The organism is Streptomyces sp. NPDC002324, assembly GCF_053593335.1.
On the sequence record NZ_JBSFCF010000015.1, the window covers coordinates 58,804 to 73,871 of the forward strand.

Below are 15,068 nucleotides of genomic sequence, written 5' to 3' on the forward strand. Positions count from 1 at the left end.
CGGGCGAACTGTTGACGCACCGGCCGGACTGCCCCCATCATCGGGCCACGCGATGTCATCGATGACACAAGTCAACGATGACATGCGGCCGGACGCCGTGGACGACGGCGTGCGGCCGGACGCCGTGGACGACGGCGTCGGCACCCGTCACTTCGGTCGGCCGCGCCGGGCATCCGGCTCCGTCGCTCCGACGGCCGCAGCACAGGAGACCTGATGCGCTCTGGACGTGAATCCCGGCATGCCCGCTCCCGGATGATCGCGGCGGCGGCGACCGTCTGCGCCCTGTCCGCCGCCCCGCTCGTTCCGCCGGCCGCCGCGGCCGGCACCGCGCCGTACTCCGAGACCTACCGGCCCCAGTTCCACTTCACCCCGGAGAAGAACTGGATGAACGACCCCAACGGCCTCGTGTATTACAAGGGCGAATACCACCTCTTCTACCAGTACAACCCGAACGGCAACTCCTGGGGCGACATGTCCTGGGGGCACGCGGTGAGCACGGACCTCGTGCACTGGACGGAGCTGCCGCTCGCCCTGTCGCACGACGACGAGGAGATGGTCTTCTCCGGCAGCGCCGTCATCGACGAGGACAACACCACCGGGTTCGGCACCAAGAAGAACCCGCCCATGGTGGCGGTCTACACCAGCCTCGACAAAGCCACCGGCATCCAGTCGCAGTCGCTCGCGTACAGCACCGACCGCGGACGCACCTGGACGAAATACCAGGGCAACCCCGTCCTCGACATCGGCTCCAAGGAGTTCCGCGACCCCAAGGTCCAGTGGTACGCGCCCACCAAGAGCTGGCTGATGACGGTGTCGCTGTCCACCGAGCACAAGGTGCGGTTCTACTCGTCGAAGAACCTCAAGGACTGGACACAGCTCAGCGAGTTCGGCCCGGCCGGCGCGACGGGCGGCGTGTGGGAGTGCCCCGACCTCTTCCCCCTCGCCGTCGACGGGGACAAGAACACCATCAAGTGGGTGCTGGTCGTCAACATCAACCCCGGTGGTATCGCGGGCGGTTCGGCGGCCCAGTACTTCCTCGGCGACTTCGACGGCACGAAGTTCACCGCCGAGGACGACGGCACCTACACCCCGCCCGCCGGGACCGTCGTGCAGGACTTCGAGGGCACCGGCTTCGGTTCGTGGACCGCCACGGGCACCGCGTTCGGCCCGGGACCCGCGGCCGGGACGCTCGACGGGCAGCAGACCGTCTCCGGCTTCGACGGCAAGGGCCTCGCCAACAGCTTCCACTCCGGGGACGCCACCACCGGCACCCTCACCTCCCCCTCCTTCACCGTCGACAGCCCCTACCTGAACTTCAAGATCGGTGGCGGACGGCACCCGCACCAGCCCGGGAAGGTCCTCGTCGACTTCGAGGGCGGCACCTACGGCGACTGGACGACGACCGGCGATGCCTTCGGCCCGGCACCGGCCACCGGAACCCTCCCCGGCCAGCAGCAGGTCTCCGGCTTCCAGGGCAGCGGCCTGGTCAACACCTTCCTGAACGGCGACGCCGGCACCGGCACCCTCACCTCGCCCGAGTTCACCGTCGACAAGCGCTACGTCAACTTCCTCATCGGCGGCGGCAACCACCCCTCCGGCTCCGCCGACCCCACCGCCCTGGAACTCCTCGTCGACGGCCAGGTCGTCCGCAGCGCCACGGGAAAGGACGCGGAGGCACTCCAGACCGCATCCTGGGACGTCCACGACCTCGCCGGCAAGAAGGCGCGGATCAGGGTGGTCGATGACAACACCGGCGGCTGGGGCCACCTCAACGTCGACCAGATCACGCTGTCCGACACCGAGACCCAGCCCGGCTCCCAGGAGACCTCCGCCAATCTGATCGTCGACGGCCAGGTCGTCCGCAGCGCGACCGGCGCCGACAGCGAAACCCTGGACTGGGCGTCGTTCGACATGCGCCCCTACCTCGGCAAGAAGGCACAGATCCAGCTCGTCGACATGAACACCGGCGGCTGGGGCCACATCCTCGCCGACCAGTTCACCGCCGCCGGCGCTCCGGCCCTGTCCGTCCTGCGGCGCGCCCACTGGGCCGACTACGGCAAGGACTACTACGCGGCCGTCTCCTGGGAGAACACCCCGGGCAGCAAGCGGCACATGATCGGCTGGATGAGCAACTGGGACTACGCCGGAGCCACCCCCACCTCCCCCTGGCGCGGAGCACAGAGCATCCCTCGCGAGATGGCGCTGCGCACGATCGACGGCCGCGTCCGGCTGACCAGCGAGCCGGTGAACAGCGTGAAGTCGCTGCGGCAGGACCCTCCGGCGACCGCGACCGCCGACACCGTGACGAACACCTCGAAGGCACTGATCGGCCCCGCCGCCGACGGCAGGGCGCTCGACATCGAAGCCACCTTCTCCCTCAAGGACGCCGAACGCTTCGGGCTCAAGGTACGCACCGGCCCCGCGGGCGAGGAAACCGTCATCGGCTACGACACCACGACCCAGGAACTCTACGTCGACCGCACCCACTCCGGCGCCGTGGACTTCAGCAGCACCTTCCCCGGCATCCAGACCGCGCCTCTGAAGGCGGCGAACGGAAAGGTCAGACTGCGGATCCTCGTCGACTGGTCGTCCGTCGAGGTCTTCGGCGGCGACGGTGAAGCCGTGATCACCGACCAGATCTTCCCCGACCCCGCCGGCCAGGGAGTCCAGGTCTTCGCCGAGAACGGCTCGGTGAAGCTGGACAAGGCCACCGTCTGGCACCTCGCCCCCGCCCACGACTGATCCCGACCCGCCCCCGACCCCGAAGGCACCACACCATGAACAAGACCCTGCTCGCCGAGTTCACCGCCCGCGAGGGCACGGAGGACGAGGTCGGCCGCCTGATCCTGGACTACGCCAAGAAGGTGCGCGAGGAGGACGGCAACCTCGTCTTCGACGTCTACACCAAGGCGTCCCGCCCCCGCGCTTTCTGGATCTTCGAGGTGTACCGGGACGAGGACGCCTTCCAGGCCCACATCGACGCACCCTACGGCGGCCCGTTCAACACCGCCCTCACTCCCCTGATCGAGGAGGACGCGTCGGTGCTGACCTTCCTCGACCCGGTGACCTGAGGCCCCGCGCGGCCGGTGGCCTCGGAACCGCGACGGGGCTGCCCCGGGGCTTCGGTCCCGGCGCAGCCCCGAACCGGCGCGAGCGCCCTCCGCGTCCTCACCCGGGGCACCGCCCGACGCCACCGGAACCTCCGGACTCCGTCGGGCTCCCAGGACCGGGTGCCACCCCGCCGATACGCAGCTCGACCCGCTGCTCCTCCCACTCCGCCCGGGACTGCGGCGGTGGCACCTCCACCCCCGCGATCCCGGCCGGGGCCGAGAACTCCCGGCGTAGCTGATCAAGAAGCCGGCGGGCCGTCTCCCGGGTCAGCGGGGAGTCGTCGGGGTCGTCGATACTGAGCCCCAACACGGCAGCACCGTCGTGCGTCACCGTGATGACGGCCCCGTAGAACCCTCGCGCCCTCGTGTAGAGCGAATAGGCGCCGACAGAGTCGGCACCCCGCCCGAGCTCGGCGAGAGCCCGGCCGTCACCCTCGTCCGGCGCCCCCACGACATGGGTCCGCATGAAGGCGCCCAGCCGCTCGTCACCGGGGTTCTCCGTGTCGACGTAGCGGTCGATGAACGCTCGGAAGACTTCGGGTGTGCCCTGCGGTACCCATACGTAGACGTCCAGACATGGAGGCATCGTCGGAGCGTAACCGCACGTGCGGGACGCCGACACCGAGCCCATGAACCCATGGATCGCAGCCGCCGCACCGCGCTCCCTCGCGCACGGGTGGCCCCCGACGCTCAGATGCTCTCAGTCACAGCAGTCGCAGCAGCACTTGCACGGGTTGCAGCAGCCGCCACCACCGCAGCCGCAGCCGTCACCCGAGCCTCCTCCGGAGCCACCCGAACCGCCGGACCCATGACCACCGGACCCATGACCGCCGCCGCCCGAACCGCCTGAGTGGCCGCCCGAGTTGCCGCCACCCGAACCGCCGGACCAGCCGTCGCCCCCGGAACCGTCGCGGCCCGAGCCGCCGTCGCGGTTGTCGTTGCCGAACTGGAACTCCCCGTCGTCCGGGCCCTCGTCGTCGCAGGTGCAGCAGTTGGGGCACAGCCCGCAGGATCCGCACAGGCGGCGCCACCGGCCACACCGTCGGCACTCCCCCTCTCGCGGCCGGCCCGACGCCATCCGAGCGCCCTCGGGAGCCGCGCCCGCGAGCGCGCCCACGCCGCAGGCCGGGTCCGTGCCGGTCTGCGAGGCGGGTTCCGTCGCCGTGCGAAGGCCCAGCCAGGGCAGCATGCGCGCGCCCCGCGCCTGGGGGCGGTGCTGATGGTGACGGTGCCGGGGGTCGAAGGCGCGGTCGACGGCGCGCTCCAACTCGCCGCCCAGAAGCGCCCGTACCAGGCGCGCGTCGACGAACTCGGCGTCGGACAGGGCGAGTCGGATGCCGCGGACGGCGTCGTCGCAGAGGCGGCGGACCTCGGCGCGTTCGGCGCCGGTCACGGCGATGGGGTTCCACGCGCCGGACGCCTCGTCCGCGTCCAGGTCCTCCACCGCGTCCAGCAGATGCGCCAGCCGGCCGAAGAGGCGGCCCGCCTCCGCGAGCGGTTCGGCGTTGGCCGGGCGGTCGGCGAGCACCGCGGTGTGCGCGAAGGCGGCGGCGGTCGCCGTCTCCGTGGGCTCCGTGACCGTGAGCAGCGAGCCTCCGGGGCCCGTCGTCCGCTCGATCTCCGTCTGTCGGTCGACCGCCGCGAGCAGCACGGCGGTGTCGAAGCCGAGCCGTTCGCCGCCGACGGCGCCCGCGCGGTTCCAGCCGGAGGCGATCCGGCGCGCCGCCAGAGTGACCGGGCGGCGCCCCAACAGGCCATCGCCGTCCGCCACGTGGTCACGTATCTTCGCCGCGGCCAGCACCAGGGACACCGTCGCCGCGAGTCGCGCGCCCTCGCCCTGCGCCACGTCCGCCGACCGCATCCCGCGCAGCGGACACGGACCGGCGCCCCGCCGCCAGTCGCCGGTGCGCTCCGACTGCGCCTCGGTCAACACGGAGACGATCAGGCCGTCGTAGTTGGTGGCCACCCGCGCGAACTGCCCGTACTCGCCGCGCAGCGCCAGGCACAGCCCGCACAGGTGCGCCATCCACTCGGTCCGCATGCCGTCGCCCAGGCGATGCCGGCACGGTCTGATGATTCCGAACACCGATGTTCTCCCCCGCAGATACAGCTACCCGGGCACAGCCAGACGCACGGCTCACGGACGCGACCGCCCGAACCGCCCAAGAGGCACGGCCACGCGTGACATCGACGCGCGGCCGACATCCTAAATGGTCGATTCCGTGTGGTGTCGGCGGTGGCCGGAACGAGACGAATCCAGGATCGTCGCGTGACGAACGGCCGGGCACCGCGGCTGCACCAGGGCTCCCGCGAGGCGACTCAGCGCCTCGGTGCCTCGGTGCCTCGGTGCCTCGGTTCGATATTCAGGTGAGCGCCCAGCCGGGCGTGCCTATGGTGACGGCCATGGATCCAGCTGACTTCTACACCGGCATCGTCGCTGAGCTCTACGGGCCCCTGAAAGCCTTCTCCCAGGACCCCGAGCCGTACGCGGACTTCGTTCGCCAGGCCGGTGTTCCCGCGCTGGAGCTGGGATGCGGGGACGGTGACCCGCTGCTGGAGCTGTGCGGGCGCGGGCTGGAGGTCGAGGGCGTCGACTCCTCCGCGGACATGCTGGAACGCCTCCGGCGCCGGGCGGACGAACAGGGCGTCCGTACCACCGTGTTCCACCAGCGCATGGAGGCCTTGAGCCTGCCCCGCCGCTACCGGGCGATCTTCCTCGCCGGTCCGACCTTCACCCTGCTCCCCGACGACACCACGGCCCTGGCCGCCCTGCGTGGCATCCGCGCCCATCTGACGGACGACGGAACCGTGCTGGTGCCCCTGTTCGTCCCCGAACCGACGCCCGCCGACGAGATCGGCCAGGTGCGCACGGCCACCGCACCCGACGGCGCCGAACTCCGGGTCTCCATCGTCGCCGAACGACGCGACGAGGCGACCCGGACCCGTACGACGGTCCTGCGCTACGAACGCCACCACGGCGCGGACAGCAGTGTCGTGGACCGGCCGTGGGTCCTGCACTGGTACACCCGAGAGCGGTTCGAGGAGCTGGCCGCGACGGCCGGCCTGGTGGTGGCCTCGGTCACCGATCCCCAGGGCCGACCCGTACCGGCCGACGGCACCGACCTGCACTTCCGGCTCCAGGCCGCCGTCTGAGGCGCGCCTCGCGCTACTCGCCCCCTTCGGGCAGCGGGGCCAGCCCCGGCGTGAGCCCCGTCCCCTCGCATACGGCCGGCCCGGCCGTCGCCGCATCGAGGGGTGACCGTCCGGTGGCCGGCCGGGTGACTCACCGGCTCCGTGCCGAGGCGGCGATGGCCGGGAGGACCGCGAGAGCGAGGACGCCGCCCGTGAGGGCGAGCGCGGGGAAGCCGGCGGCGGAGACGACGAGCCCGGAGGCGAGGCCGCCGGTGGCGCCGGAGAGAGCGATGGAGACATCGACCGTGCCCTGGGTTCTGGCCCGGGTGGCCGGCGGCACGGCGTCGGTGATCATCGCGGTGCCGGAGACGAGGCCGAGGTTCCAGCCCAGACCCAGCAGGGCGAGCGCCGGCGAGAAGAGGGCGACGGAGTCGGCGGGCACCGCGGCAGCCGTGATCCCGGCCGTGAGGAGGACGAGTGCGGAGGCGACGGCGATCGGGGTGCTGCCGTAGCGGTCGACGAGCCAACCCGTCAGCGGTGAGGGCAGATACATGGCACCGACGTGGATGGCGATGACAAGGCCGGAGGCGGCGGTGCCGTGACCGTGGTCGTGCATGTACACGGGGGTCATCGTCATGATGGCGACCATGACGAGCTGGGTGAGGATCATCGTCAGCGCACCCGGTATCAGCCCGGGACCGCGCACGGACGGGGCGGTCTTCCCGGCGCCGTCGTCCGTCGTGCGCCGCAGGTCGAGGCTGCGGGCCAGCAGCAGGGGGTCCGGGCGCAGCCAGACGGCGAGGACGAGAGCCGCCAGAGCGTAGGCGGCGCCGGACAGCAGGAACGGCCCGGCCAGGGCGCGGATACCCAGGGTCTCGGCGAAGTCGCCGGTGGGCGCGGCGAGGTTGGGACCGACCACGCCGCCGAAGGTGGTGGCGACCAGGACGGTGGAGACGGCGCGGGCGCGGTGGGCCGGTGCCGCGAGGTCCGCTCCGGCGTAGCGGGCCTGGAGGTTGGTGGCGGTCCCGGCGCCGTAGACGAACAGGGCGATGAAGAGCAGTACGGGGCTGTCGACGACGGCCGCCGCGATGACGCCGGCGCTGCCGACGGCACCGGCCAGGTATCCGACGGCCAGGCCCGGTCGGCGGCCACGGGCCTGGGAGAGGCGGCCCACCAGGACGGCGGTCAGGGCCGATCCGGCGGTGAACAGGGCGATGGGCAGCCCCGCGAGGTCGGTGGCGCCGAGCATGTCCTGCGCGAGCAGGGAGCCGACGGTGATGCCCGCCGCGAGCCCCGCCCCGCTCAGGATCTGGCTGCTGACGAGAACGGCGAGGACGCGGCGCTGTACCTCGGGCCGTGGGGACATCCCGTCGGCGGTGCCGGGGGCGGTGCTTGTCACTGGCGGGCGTCTCCCCCGGGCTGCAGGTCGTCTCCACGAGGATCGCGCGGAAGCGGGCCGTTCCATTCTGCTGGGTGTCGGGCCCGTGCCGGGCCGCCGCCCGCGGCGCCCCCGTGTCGTGACCACGGCACCGTCAGGGTCTGCACGCGGTGGAGAGCGCGACGAGCACGGCCACCGCGTCGCGCAGCCCGGACGGCCGGAGCAGTTCCTCGGGCGTACGGCGGCCCCAGCCCGGGCCGCACAGCAGGACGGGGGTCTGTCTGCGCGCGCCGCGGACCCCCCACCGGGTCGCGGCGGTGTGCTGGGCCAGCGGCAGGCCGGCGGTGCGCCGCGACTGGGCCCACAGGGCGACCGCGGCCGGGCCGGTGCGTCGGACGGCTCCGTCGAGCGCGTCGGCCGGGACCGCGCCGCCGAGCATCAGGGCGGGTACGCGCGACTCCGCCAGCGCGGCGCTGAGCGCCTCCAGCGGCAGGGTGTGGTGCTCGTCGGGAAGGCAGGCCAGCAGTACGGGCGGCGCATCCCCCTGCGGCTGCGGCGTGGCCGCGTACAGGTGCCGCAGCGTGGTGGAGATGTGCCAGGACAGCAGGTGCTCGACCTCCACGTACCGGTCGCCGGAGGACTCCCACTTGCGGCCGACCGCGCGCAGGGTGGGCGCGATCACCTCCTCCCACGCGACGACGAGCCCGTAGGCGCGGACCACCGTCAGGAGCTGCTCCTGAACGGCCGCCGCGTCCAGCCGGACAGCGGCACGGGCCAGACCTCGGCATTCCTGGCGTACATCGCCCAGAGGCAGGGCGGTGGCCGAGTGGGATCCGCCGCCGTACGACCTGGGTCCCCGGTGCTTCCGGTGGTCCGCGTGTTCCTTGGACGGGGACGCGGACGCGCCGGCGTCGAGCGGGGGTGTGCCCGCCCCGCCGGTGGACACACCGGCGGGGCGTCCCCGCGCTCGCCGCATGGCGGCGCGGGCGGCCTCCGCCGGAGGTATACCCGTGGCCGTCAGCCGGCACATGTCCTCCAGCATCGCCACGTCCTCGGGCGACCAGCGGCGCTGGCGGCCCTCGGCCCGTACGGCGGGTCCCAGCCCGTAGCGGCGGTCCCAGGACCGCAGCGTGGTCGGTGACACTCCCAGCCGGCGTGCGAGGAAGCCCGTCGTCACCCCGTGCCGGGGCGGCTCACCGACCGGGTCCGTGCCCGGTTCACCACGCGGGTCCGGTGCGATCGACGCGGAACGGCTGCCCGGAGGAAGGCCGGTGAGCCCCGGCGAGCGGTGGTCCGCCATCAGTTCCGCCTCCTTCCGCCCGCCGCGGGCCCGGGTGGTCCACGCGCCATCACTTCCGGCGGACCCGGGTGAACGGATGCACGCGAGGACCCCCGCGTGTCGAAGGCCGGGCGCCCGCGTCCCGGCCGCGTCGCCTCAGCCGGGGAAGCGCCCCGTGGAGCGCAGGTGCCAGCGCCGCTCCGCGTAGGCGAGGTCGTCGCGCCACAGCCGGCCCGCGGCGGCCCGCATGAGCGGCCGCAGCAGCGGAGCCGCCTTGCGCGCCACGGCGAAACCGGGCCGGTCCGACGCCGCCACGACCGCCTCCACCACCGCCGTGCGGGGCCGGCCCCGGTCGTCGGGGGCCAGCGGCGTCGCGTGGCTCTCCACGACTGACCCCTGTCCCTCGCCCTCGATGATGTGCATGACGACCGTGCGCGGTTCGGGCGCGGTGAACACCGCCCGCACGGGCACGACGAGCCGCCCGGCGAGTCGGAAGGACACGTCGACGACGAAGGCGTCCTCCTCGCCCGTGGGTACGTCGGCGACGGTCAGGTCGACGAAGGAGTACGGGTGGAACCAGGCGCCGTGCCAGGGATCCAGACGGTTGGCGACCACGTCCTCCGGCTCACAGGTGCCGACTCCCACGTAGACCGCCGACACCGACGCCGCACGGGCCGGCCGCTCCGGCACCACCGGGGCGTCGAGCGGCGCCTCGCCGCCCACGTCGTCCAGCCGCACCCACACCAGCACACCGTCGTCGTGGGCGGGGAGGGGCTCCCAGCCGGCGAACGGGGTCCCGGGCAACGCCAGTCCGTGCCAGTGGCAGACGAGCGTGCCGCAGCGTACGGGGCTGTCCTTCAGCGGCGCGCCGAGATGGGGGCAGACGCCGGGGCCGGCGACCGGCCGGCCGTCCGCGTCGCGCCAGAGGACGACCTCCCGGCCGGCGACGGTCCGGGCCAGGGGCCGGTCGTCGCGGAGGTCCCGGGTCGCGCCGACGACGTACCAGTTGCCCGACGGGCGTGCCTGCGCGCGCTTGAGGGCACGGGCGATCACGGCCGGGCGGGCCTCGCGCCAGGTGGGCCGCTGTCGTTCCCAGGCCACCGGGCTGCGGTTCAGGGACAGGGGGTACCGTCCGCGGCGGACGGGGCGTCGGGGGCTCACGCGACCTCCTCGTGCAGCGGGTCCGGTGCGGCTGTCACGTCGGCCCGCGGGTGTCCGGCGGCGGGCGGCAGGGCACTCGGCGGTGGCGTCCGCCGCGCCCCGGCACGCGCGCGGGCCCGTGCCGCCGTCAGGCGCACAAGCCCGTCGGCGGCGACGGCCGCCCGCCGCCGCCGGGGGACCACGGCCCGCCGGTGCAGCACCGCGTACCCGTCGTCGGCGACGGTGTCCAGGATGCCGCCGTAGAGCACGAACGCGGTGCGGATGCAGGGGCGGGCGACGGGGTCGAGCATGGCGAGGCCGGGAGCGGCCTCGCGGTAGACGCCCCGGGTGAGGTCCTCGAAGGCCCGCAGGGCACGGGTGATCCGCGGGTCCCGGTGGCCGGTGCGGCGGCTCCACGACAGCAGGTCGCGGTCCACGCCGTGGGCGTCCAGCAGGTCGGCGGGCAGGTAGACGCGGCCCCGGTCGAGGTCCTCGCCCACGTCACGCAGGAAGTTGGTCAGCTGGAAGGCGAGCCCCAGGGCGGCGGCGTGCGGGGCCGCCTCCTCGCGCGGGACCACCGTGCCCAGGACGGGCAGCATCTGCAGCCCGATGACGGCGGCGGAGCCGTGCATATAGGCGCGCAGGGCGTCGTAGGTCGGGTAGTCGGTGACGTCGAGGTCGCTGCGCATGGACGCCATGAAGTCGCTGAAGTGCCGGTGGTCGATGGCGTACCGGCGGGCGGTGTCCGCGAGGGCGAGGACGACGGGCTCGGTGCTGTCGCCGTCGCGCAGGCCGCGTTCCAGGCGCTCGTGCAGGAGGGTCAGGTCCGCCGCGCGGCGGTGCCGGGGCAGGTTCGTGTCCAGGGAGTCGACGATGTCGTCGGCCCAGCGGGCGAAGCCGTAGAGCGCGTGCACGGCGGGACGGCGTTCCACGGGCAGCAGCCGGGTGGCGAGGAAGTAGGTCCTGCCGTGCCGGGCGTTGAGGCGGCGGCAGCGCGTGTAGGCGTCACGCAGGGCCGGCTCGGTGATGCCCGCCGCGTCAAGTTCGCGGGCGGTCATGAGGTGGGTCCTTCCGGTGCGGTCCGCGCGGTGCGCCCGCGCCTGGGGACGGGGGCCGCGTGCCCTCCGGTGATCCGGGCGGCGGCGAGCTTGCCGGACAGCAGGACGGTCGGCACGCCGACGCCCGGGGTGGTGCCGCAGCCGGCGAGTACGGCGTTGGTGGTGCCGCGCACGAGATTGCGGGGCCGGAACGGGCCGGTCTGCGCGAACGTGTGGGCGGCCGAGAAGGGGGTGCCCGCCGCGTGGCCCTGGGCGTGCCAGTCGGCCGGGGTGATCAGGGCCTGTTCCTCCACGGCGTCGGCGAGGCCGTCGAAGCCGCGCCGTTCCAGCTCGCGCAGGATGCCGTCGCGGTAGCGGGGAGCCAGGTCGCCCCATGCGGCGGCGTCGGGTCCGATGTCGGTGTTCGGGCAGGGGGCCAGGATGTAGTGGAGGTGGTGGCCGGGCGGGGCGAGTGTCGGGTCGGTGGCGGTGGGACGGGTGATCAGCAGCGACGGGTCGCTCATCAGCCTGCCGGTGCGGGTGAGTTCGTCGAAGGTGCGCCGCCACGCCGCTCCGAAGGACAGCGTGTGGTGCGCGAGCCCGGGCCAGGTCCGGTCGGTGCCGGCGTGCAGGACGACCGCCGACGGCGCGTGCCGGATCCGCAGCGGGCGGCGCGGCGTGCGGCCGAGCAGGCCGTAGACGGCGGGCAGGTCCGCGGTGAGGACGACGGCGTCGCAGGGGATGCGTTCCTGTGCGGTGACCACGGCGGTGACGCGGTCGCCGGAGCGTTCCAGCCGGGTGACCTCCTGCCCGAAGCGCAGGTCGGCGCCCGCTTCGGCGGCCGCGTCCGCCATGGCCTGCGGGAGCGCGTGCATGCCGCCGCGGGGGAAGTACACGCCGGCCACCGTGTCCATGTACGCGATCACGGCGTAGGCGGCGAGCGCCCGCGCCGGCGGGACCCCGGCGTACAGCGCCTGGAAGGAGAAGACGCGACGCAGACGTTCGTCGCGCAGGTGTCGGCCGATCCGCGCGTCCAGCCGTCCGAAGCCGCCGAGCGCGGCGAGGCGCGCGAGGTCGGGTGTGAGCAGTTGGAGGGGGGAGTCGAAGTTGGTGTCGATGAAGCGCCGCATCTGTGCCCGGTACAGCTCCTCCAGCCACCCGCGCAGCCGCCGGTAGCCGGCGGCCTCCTCGGCCCCCGCGAAGCGTTCGACCTCCGCCTCCATGGCCTCGGCGTCGGTGTGTACGTCGATGGCGCTGCCGTCGGCGAACAGGGCCCGATAGGCCGGGTGCAGGGGGACCAGTTCGACCCGGTCGCGCAGGTTCTCCCCGACCGCGGCGAAGGCCTCGTCCGCCAGCTCGGGCATGGTCAGCACGGTGGGTCCGGTGTCGATGCGGTAGCCGCCGCGCACCAGGCGTCCGGCGCGCCCGCCGGGCAGCGCGTCCCGTTCGACGAGGGTGACCCGGCGGCCCGCGCCGAGCAGGTGCAGTGCGGCCGCCAGGCCGGAGAGTCCGGCACCGACGACCACGACGTGATCAGTACGCCCGGGAACGGTCCGGTTCAACGGGTCACCTCCTCGACGGCGCTGGGCAGGAGCGAGACCGGGATGCCGTACAGGGGGCCGCGCGCGGCGAGGGACGGCGCGGGCGGCGCGCCGCCGGCCGTGGCGTGCAGCAGCTCCCGCAGGCGCAGTCGGCCCTCCGCCTCCAGCGGGGCGGACTCCAGATGGCGCAGGCCCTGGGCGACCAGCCGATCGATCTTGGCCTCGACGAGGTCGCGTGCGCCGGTGCGCACGAGGACGTCCACGACCTCGGTGAGACGGCTCTCCGGCAGATCGGCGTCGCCGAGCGACTGCCGCAGCACGGTGAGGGCGCGGCGGTCGCCGGCCGCCTCGGCCCGGGCCTGGGCGACCGCGACCAGGTAGGTGGGCTTGCCCGCCCGGATGTCGCCCCCGGTGGGCTTGCCGGTGTGCCGCGGGCCGCCGAAGACGTCGCCGAGGTCGTCCCGGAGCTGGAAGGCGATGCCGACGCACCGGCCCGCCGAGCACAGGGCCCGGGTCCGAGCGGCGTCCGCGCCCGCCAGCGCCGCTCCGAGGGCCAGCGGACGCTCCACGGAGTACAGGGCGCTCTTGAGGCAGGCGGCGCGGATGGCGCGGGCCAGCGACCTGGACGAGGTGGCCTGGCCCTGGATGTCCAGGTACTGCCCGGCCACCATCTCGGTGCGCATGGTGCTCCACAGCTCGCGGACGACGCGGTCGGTGTCCGGCGCCGTGATGGTCGCCGCGACGATGTCGTCCGCCCAGGCCAGGGCCAGATCTCCGGCGAGGATCGCCGCGGCCTCGCCGAAGCGCGCCCCGTCCGCCGGGGCCATGCCGTCGGCGTACTGCGCGGCGATGTCGGCGTGCAGGGAGAGCCGTCCGCGGCGCAGCCGGGAGGCGTCCATGACGTCGTCGTGGACCAGCGCACAGGTCTGGATCAGTTCGAGTGCGGCACCGATGCGCAGCGCGGCCTCCGCCTCCGCGGCGCCGCCCCCGCACGCGCGCAGGGCCCACCACACGAAGCGCGGGCGCATGAGTTTGCCGCCGTCCAGGGCGAATCGCGCGACGCGCTCAGCCAGATCCCCCGCGAACACCGGGTCGAGCGCGGCGGCACGTTCGGTGCGGTCCGCCAGCAGGCTCTCCAGTACGCGTCGCACAGCCCCCGGCACGTCCTGGTCGATGCCGCGCGGTTCGCTCGTGCCGGGCGGCTGATGCGAGCGGCCTTCGTGCCGCGTACCGGCGGAGGGGCCGTGGTCCCCCGGGCACGGGGCGTCGGCCGTGGGCTCCCCCGGTGGCGCCGCGCGGGATCCGGGCGGTGACGCATCCACAGGGTGGTCCTTCGCGTCGCTGGGGCCCATCACGGTTCCTTCCGTCGCAAACACAGCGGTCCTGCCTCAACGCTTTCCGCGGCAGAGGCGCCCGCGGATGCGCCGGAGGAGTGAAAAGGTGCGGCCCGTGCGCCGCCCGAGGGCCATCCGTGCACCGCCCGGAGCCATCCGTGCACCGCCTGGGGCCGTTCGGGTGACGGTGCGAAACCGTCCGTACGACGACGCGGCACCGTCCGGCGTAGAGCGCTGCGCCGTCGCGCAAAGCGCTGCACCGCGCGCAAAGCGCTGCACAGGCGATGCGAGTTGTCCCCTCTTCCCTCGTCCTCCCAGGGTGGAGGAGTTGCAGGAGCCGAGCGACGCGCGCCCGACACGGACGGGACGGGTGCCCCCACAAGCCCGCCCGTCACCCGCGGGGCGCAACGGACACAGCCCGCACCGCACGAGGAGCAGACGCCATGAGCGCACAGCAGGCCGCCGAGAAGACCCACGACAGCGTCGCGCTCTGGGCCCCGGTGGAGGACTCCCTGGCGCAGGAGGAGCTGGCCGCCGGGTTCGTCGCAGGTGACGAGGGGTGTCTGACCGCCGCCTACCACCGGTGGGGCGCGCTCGTGTACACCCTGGCCCGGCGCTCCCTCGGCGACGCCAGGGAGGCGGAGGACGTCAGGCAGTCGGTGTTCCTCGCGGCGTGGCGCGGACGGGCCGGCTACTCGCCGGAGCGCGGCGCCCTGGGCGCCTGGCTCGTCGGCATCACCCGCCGCAAGATCGCCGACGCGCTGACGGCACGGACGCGGCAGGCCGAACTCGTGGCGGCGGCCGGAACCCGCATGGCCGAGGCGCCCGTGAACCGCGACACGCTGCCCGACGCCGTGCTCGACCGGGTCCTGATCGGCCGCGAGTTCGCCAGGATTCCGGCCCCACAGCGCCGGGTGCTCACCCTCGCCTTCTACGACGACCTGACACAGGCCCAGATCGCCGAGGTCACCGGCTGGCCGCTGGGCACCGTCAAGAGCCACGCCCGGCGCGGTCTGCAGCGACTGAGCCGCAGCCTCCAGGAGGGAGGCGTCGACGATCACTCGGCGTGACGCGGAGCACGGCCGCGACACGGTCGGAGACAACGGTGCTCACATCG

General features: G+C 73.8%; 13 protein-coding genes. 5 read left to right on the forward strand and 8 right to left on the reverse strand.

Annotated features, from left to right (window positions below; genetic code table 11):
• The first annotated feature begins 61 nt into the window (after positions 1 to 61).
• The 3 genes from ACWCRJ_RS20820 to ACWCRJ_RS20830 are packed head-to-tail and all read left to right on the forward strand — an operon-like array spanning position 62 to position 3,071.
• Positions 62 to 214 carry a hypothetical protein gene (locus ACWCRJ_RS20820; protein WP_450940650.1) on the forward strand — a complete coding sequence of 51 codons (153 nt, stop codon included), beginning with the start codon at positions 62 to 64 and terminating at the stop codon, positions 212 to 214.
• Entirely contained in the window at positions 214 to 2,742 is a 2,529-nt protein-coding gene (locus ACWCRJ_RS20825) for a GH32 C-terminal domain-containing protein (protein ID WP_450940651.1), read from the forward strand. The genes ACWCRJ_RS20820 and ACWCRJ_RS20825 overlap by 1 nt, the downstream gene beginning before the upstream one ends.
• A 35-nt stretch (positions 2,743 to 2,777) precedes the next feature.
• Positions 2,778 to 3,071 (forward strand): putative quinol monooxygenase, encoded by a 294-nt coding sequence (locus tag ACWCRJ_RS20830; protein WP_450940652.1) that lies wholly within the window; start codon positions 2,778 to 2,780, stop codon positions 3,069 to 3,071.
• 97 nt (positions 3,072 to 3,168) lie between these two features.
• On the opposite strand, the gene ACWCRJ_RS20835 is transcribed toward ACWCRJ_RS20830, so the two are convergent.
• Positions 3,169 to 3,696: a hypothetical protein gene (locus tag ACWCRJ_RS20835; protein WP_450940653.1), complete on the reverse strand. Its 528-nt coding sequence runs from the start codon at positions 3,694 to 3,696 to the stop codon at positions 3,169 to 3,171.
• 114 nt (positions 3,697 to 3,810) lie between these two features.
• Positions 3,811 to 5,196 (reverse strand): DUF5685 family protein, encoded by a 1,386-nt coding sequence (locus tag ACWCRJ_RS20840; protein ID WP_450940654.1) that lies wholly within the window; start codon positions 5,194 to 5,196, stop codon positions 3,811 to 3,813.
• 317 nt (positions 5,197 to 5,513) lie between these two features.
• Between ACWCRJ_RS20840 and ACWCRJ_RS20845 the strand changes: the two genes are divergently transcribed.
• A complete protein-coding gene (locus ACWCRJ_RS20845; protein ID WP_450940655.1) occupies positions 5,514 to 6,263 on the forward strand; it encodes a class I SAM-dependent methyltransferase in 750 nt (249 codons plus the stop codon).
• A 130-nt stretch (positions 6,264 to 6,393) separates the two neighbouring features.
• On the opposite strand, the gene ACWCRJ_RS20850 is transcribed toward ACWCRJ_RS20845, so the two are convergent.
• From ACWCRJ_RS20850 to ACWCRJ_RS20875, 6 genes are all read right to left on the reverse strand, one after another.
• Positions 6,394 to 7,641 (reverse strand): MFS transporter, encoded by a 1,248-nt coding sequence (locus ACWCRJ_RS20850; protein ID WP_450940656.1) that lies wholly within the window; start codon positions 7,639 to 7,641, stop codon positions 6,394 to 6,396.
• A gap of 133 nt (positions 7,642 to 7,774) precedes the next feature.
• Positions 7,775 to 8,920 carry a MerR family transcriptional regulator gene (locus ACWCRJ_RS20855; RefSeq protein WP_450940657.1) on the reverse strand — a complete coding sequence of 382 codons (1,146 nt, stop codon included), beginning with the start codon at positions 8,918 to 8,920 and terminating at the stop codon, positions 7,775 to 7,777.
• 135 nt (positions 8,921 to 9,055) lie between these two features.
• Positions 9,056 to 10,060 carry a DUF5914 domain-containing protein gene (locus ACWCRJ_RS20860; RefSeq protein WP_450940658.1) on the reverse strand — a complete coding sequence of 335 codons (1,005 nt, stop codon included), beginning with the start codon at positions 10,058 to 10,060 and terminating at the stop codon, positions 9,056 to 9,058.
• Positions 10,057 to 11,097, reverse strand: coding sequence for a phytoene/squalene synthase family protein (locus ACWCRJ_RS20865; protein ID WP_450940659.1), 1,041 nt, complete (start codon positions 11,095 to 11,097; stop codon positions 10,057 to 10,059). Before ACWCRJ_RS20865 ends, ACWCRJ_RS20860 begins: the two co-directional genes overlap by 4 nt.
• Positions 11,094 to 12,638, reverse strand: coding sequence for a phytoene desaturase family protein (gene crtI / locus ACWCRJ_RS20870; RefSeq protein ID WP_450940660.1), 1,545 nt, complete (start codon positions 12,636 to 12,638; stop codon positions 11,094 to 11,096). Before crtI ends, ACWCRJ_RS20865 begins: the two co-directional genes overlap by 4 nt.
• Positions 12,635 to 13,969, reverse strand: a complete 1,335-nt coding sequence (locus ACWCRJ_RS20875) for a polyprenyl synthetase family protein (protein ID WP_450940661.1) — start codon at positions 13,967 to 13,969, stop codon at positions 12,635 to 12,637. The genes crtI and ACWCRJ_RS20875 overlap by 4 nt, the downstream gene beginning before the upstream one ends.
• Positions 13,970 to 14,394: 425 nt before the next feature.
• Here ACWCRJ_RS20875 and ACWCRJ_RS20880 point away from each other — a divergent pair, with 425 nt between their 5' ends.
• Positions 14,395 to 15,021 carry a sigma-70 family RNA polymerase sigma factor gene (locus ACWCRJ_RS20880; RefSeq protein ID WP_450940662.1) on the forward strand — a complete coding sequence of 209 codons (627 nt, stop codon included), beginning with the start codon at positions 14,395 to 14,397 and terminating at the stop codon, positions 15,019 to 15,021.
• The last annotated feature ends 47 nt before the right edge of the window (positions 15,022 to 15,068 follow it).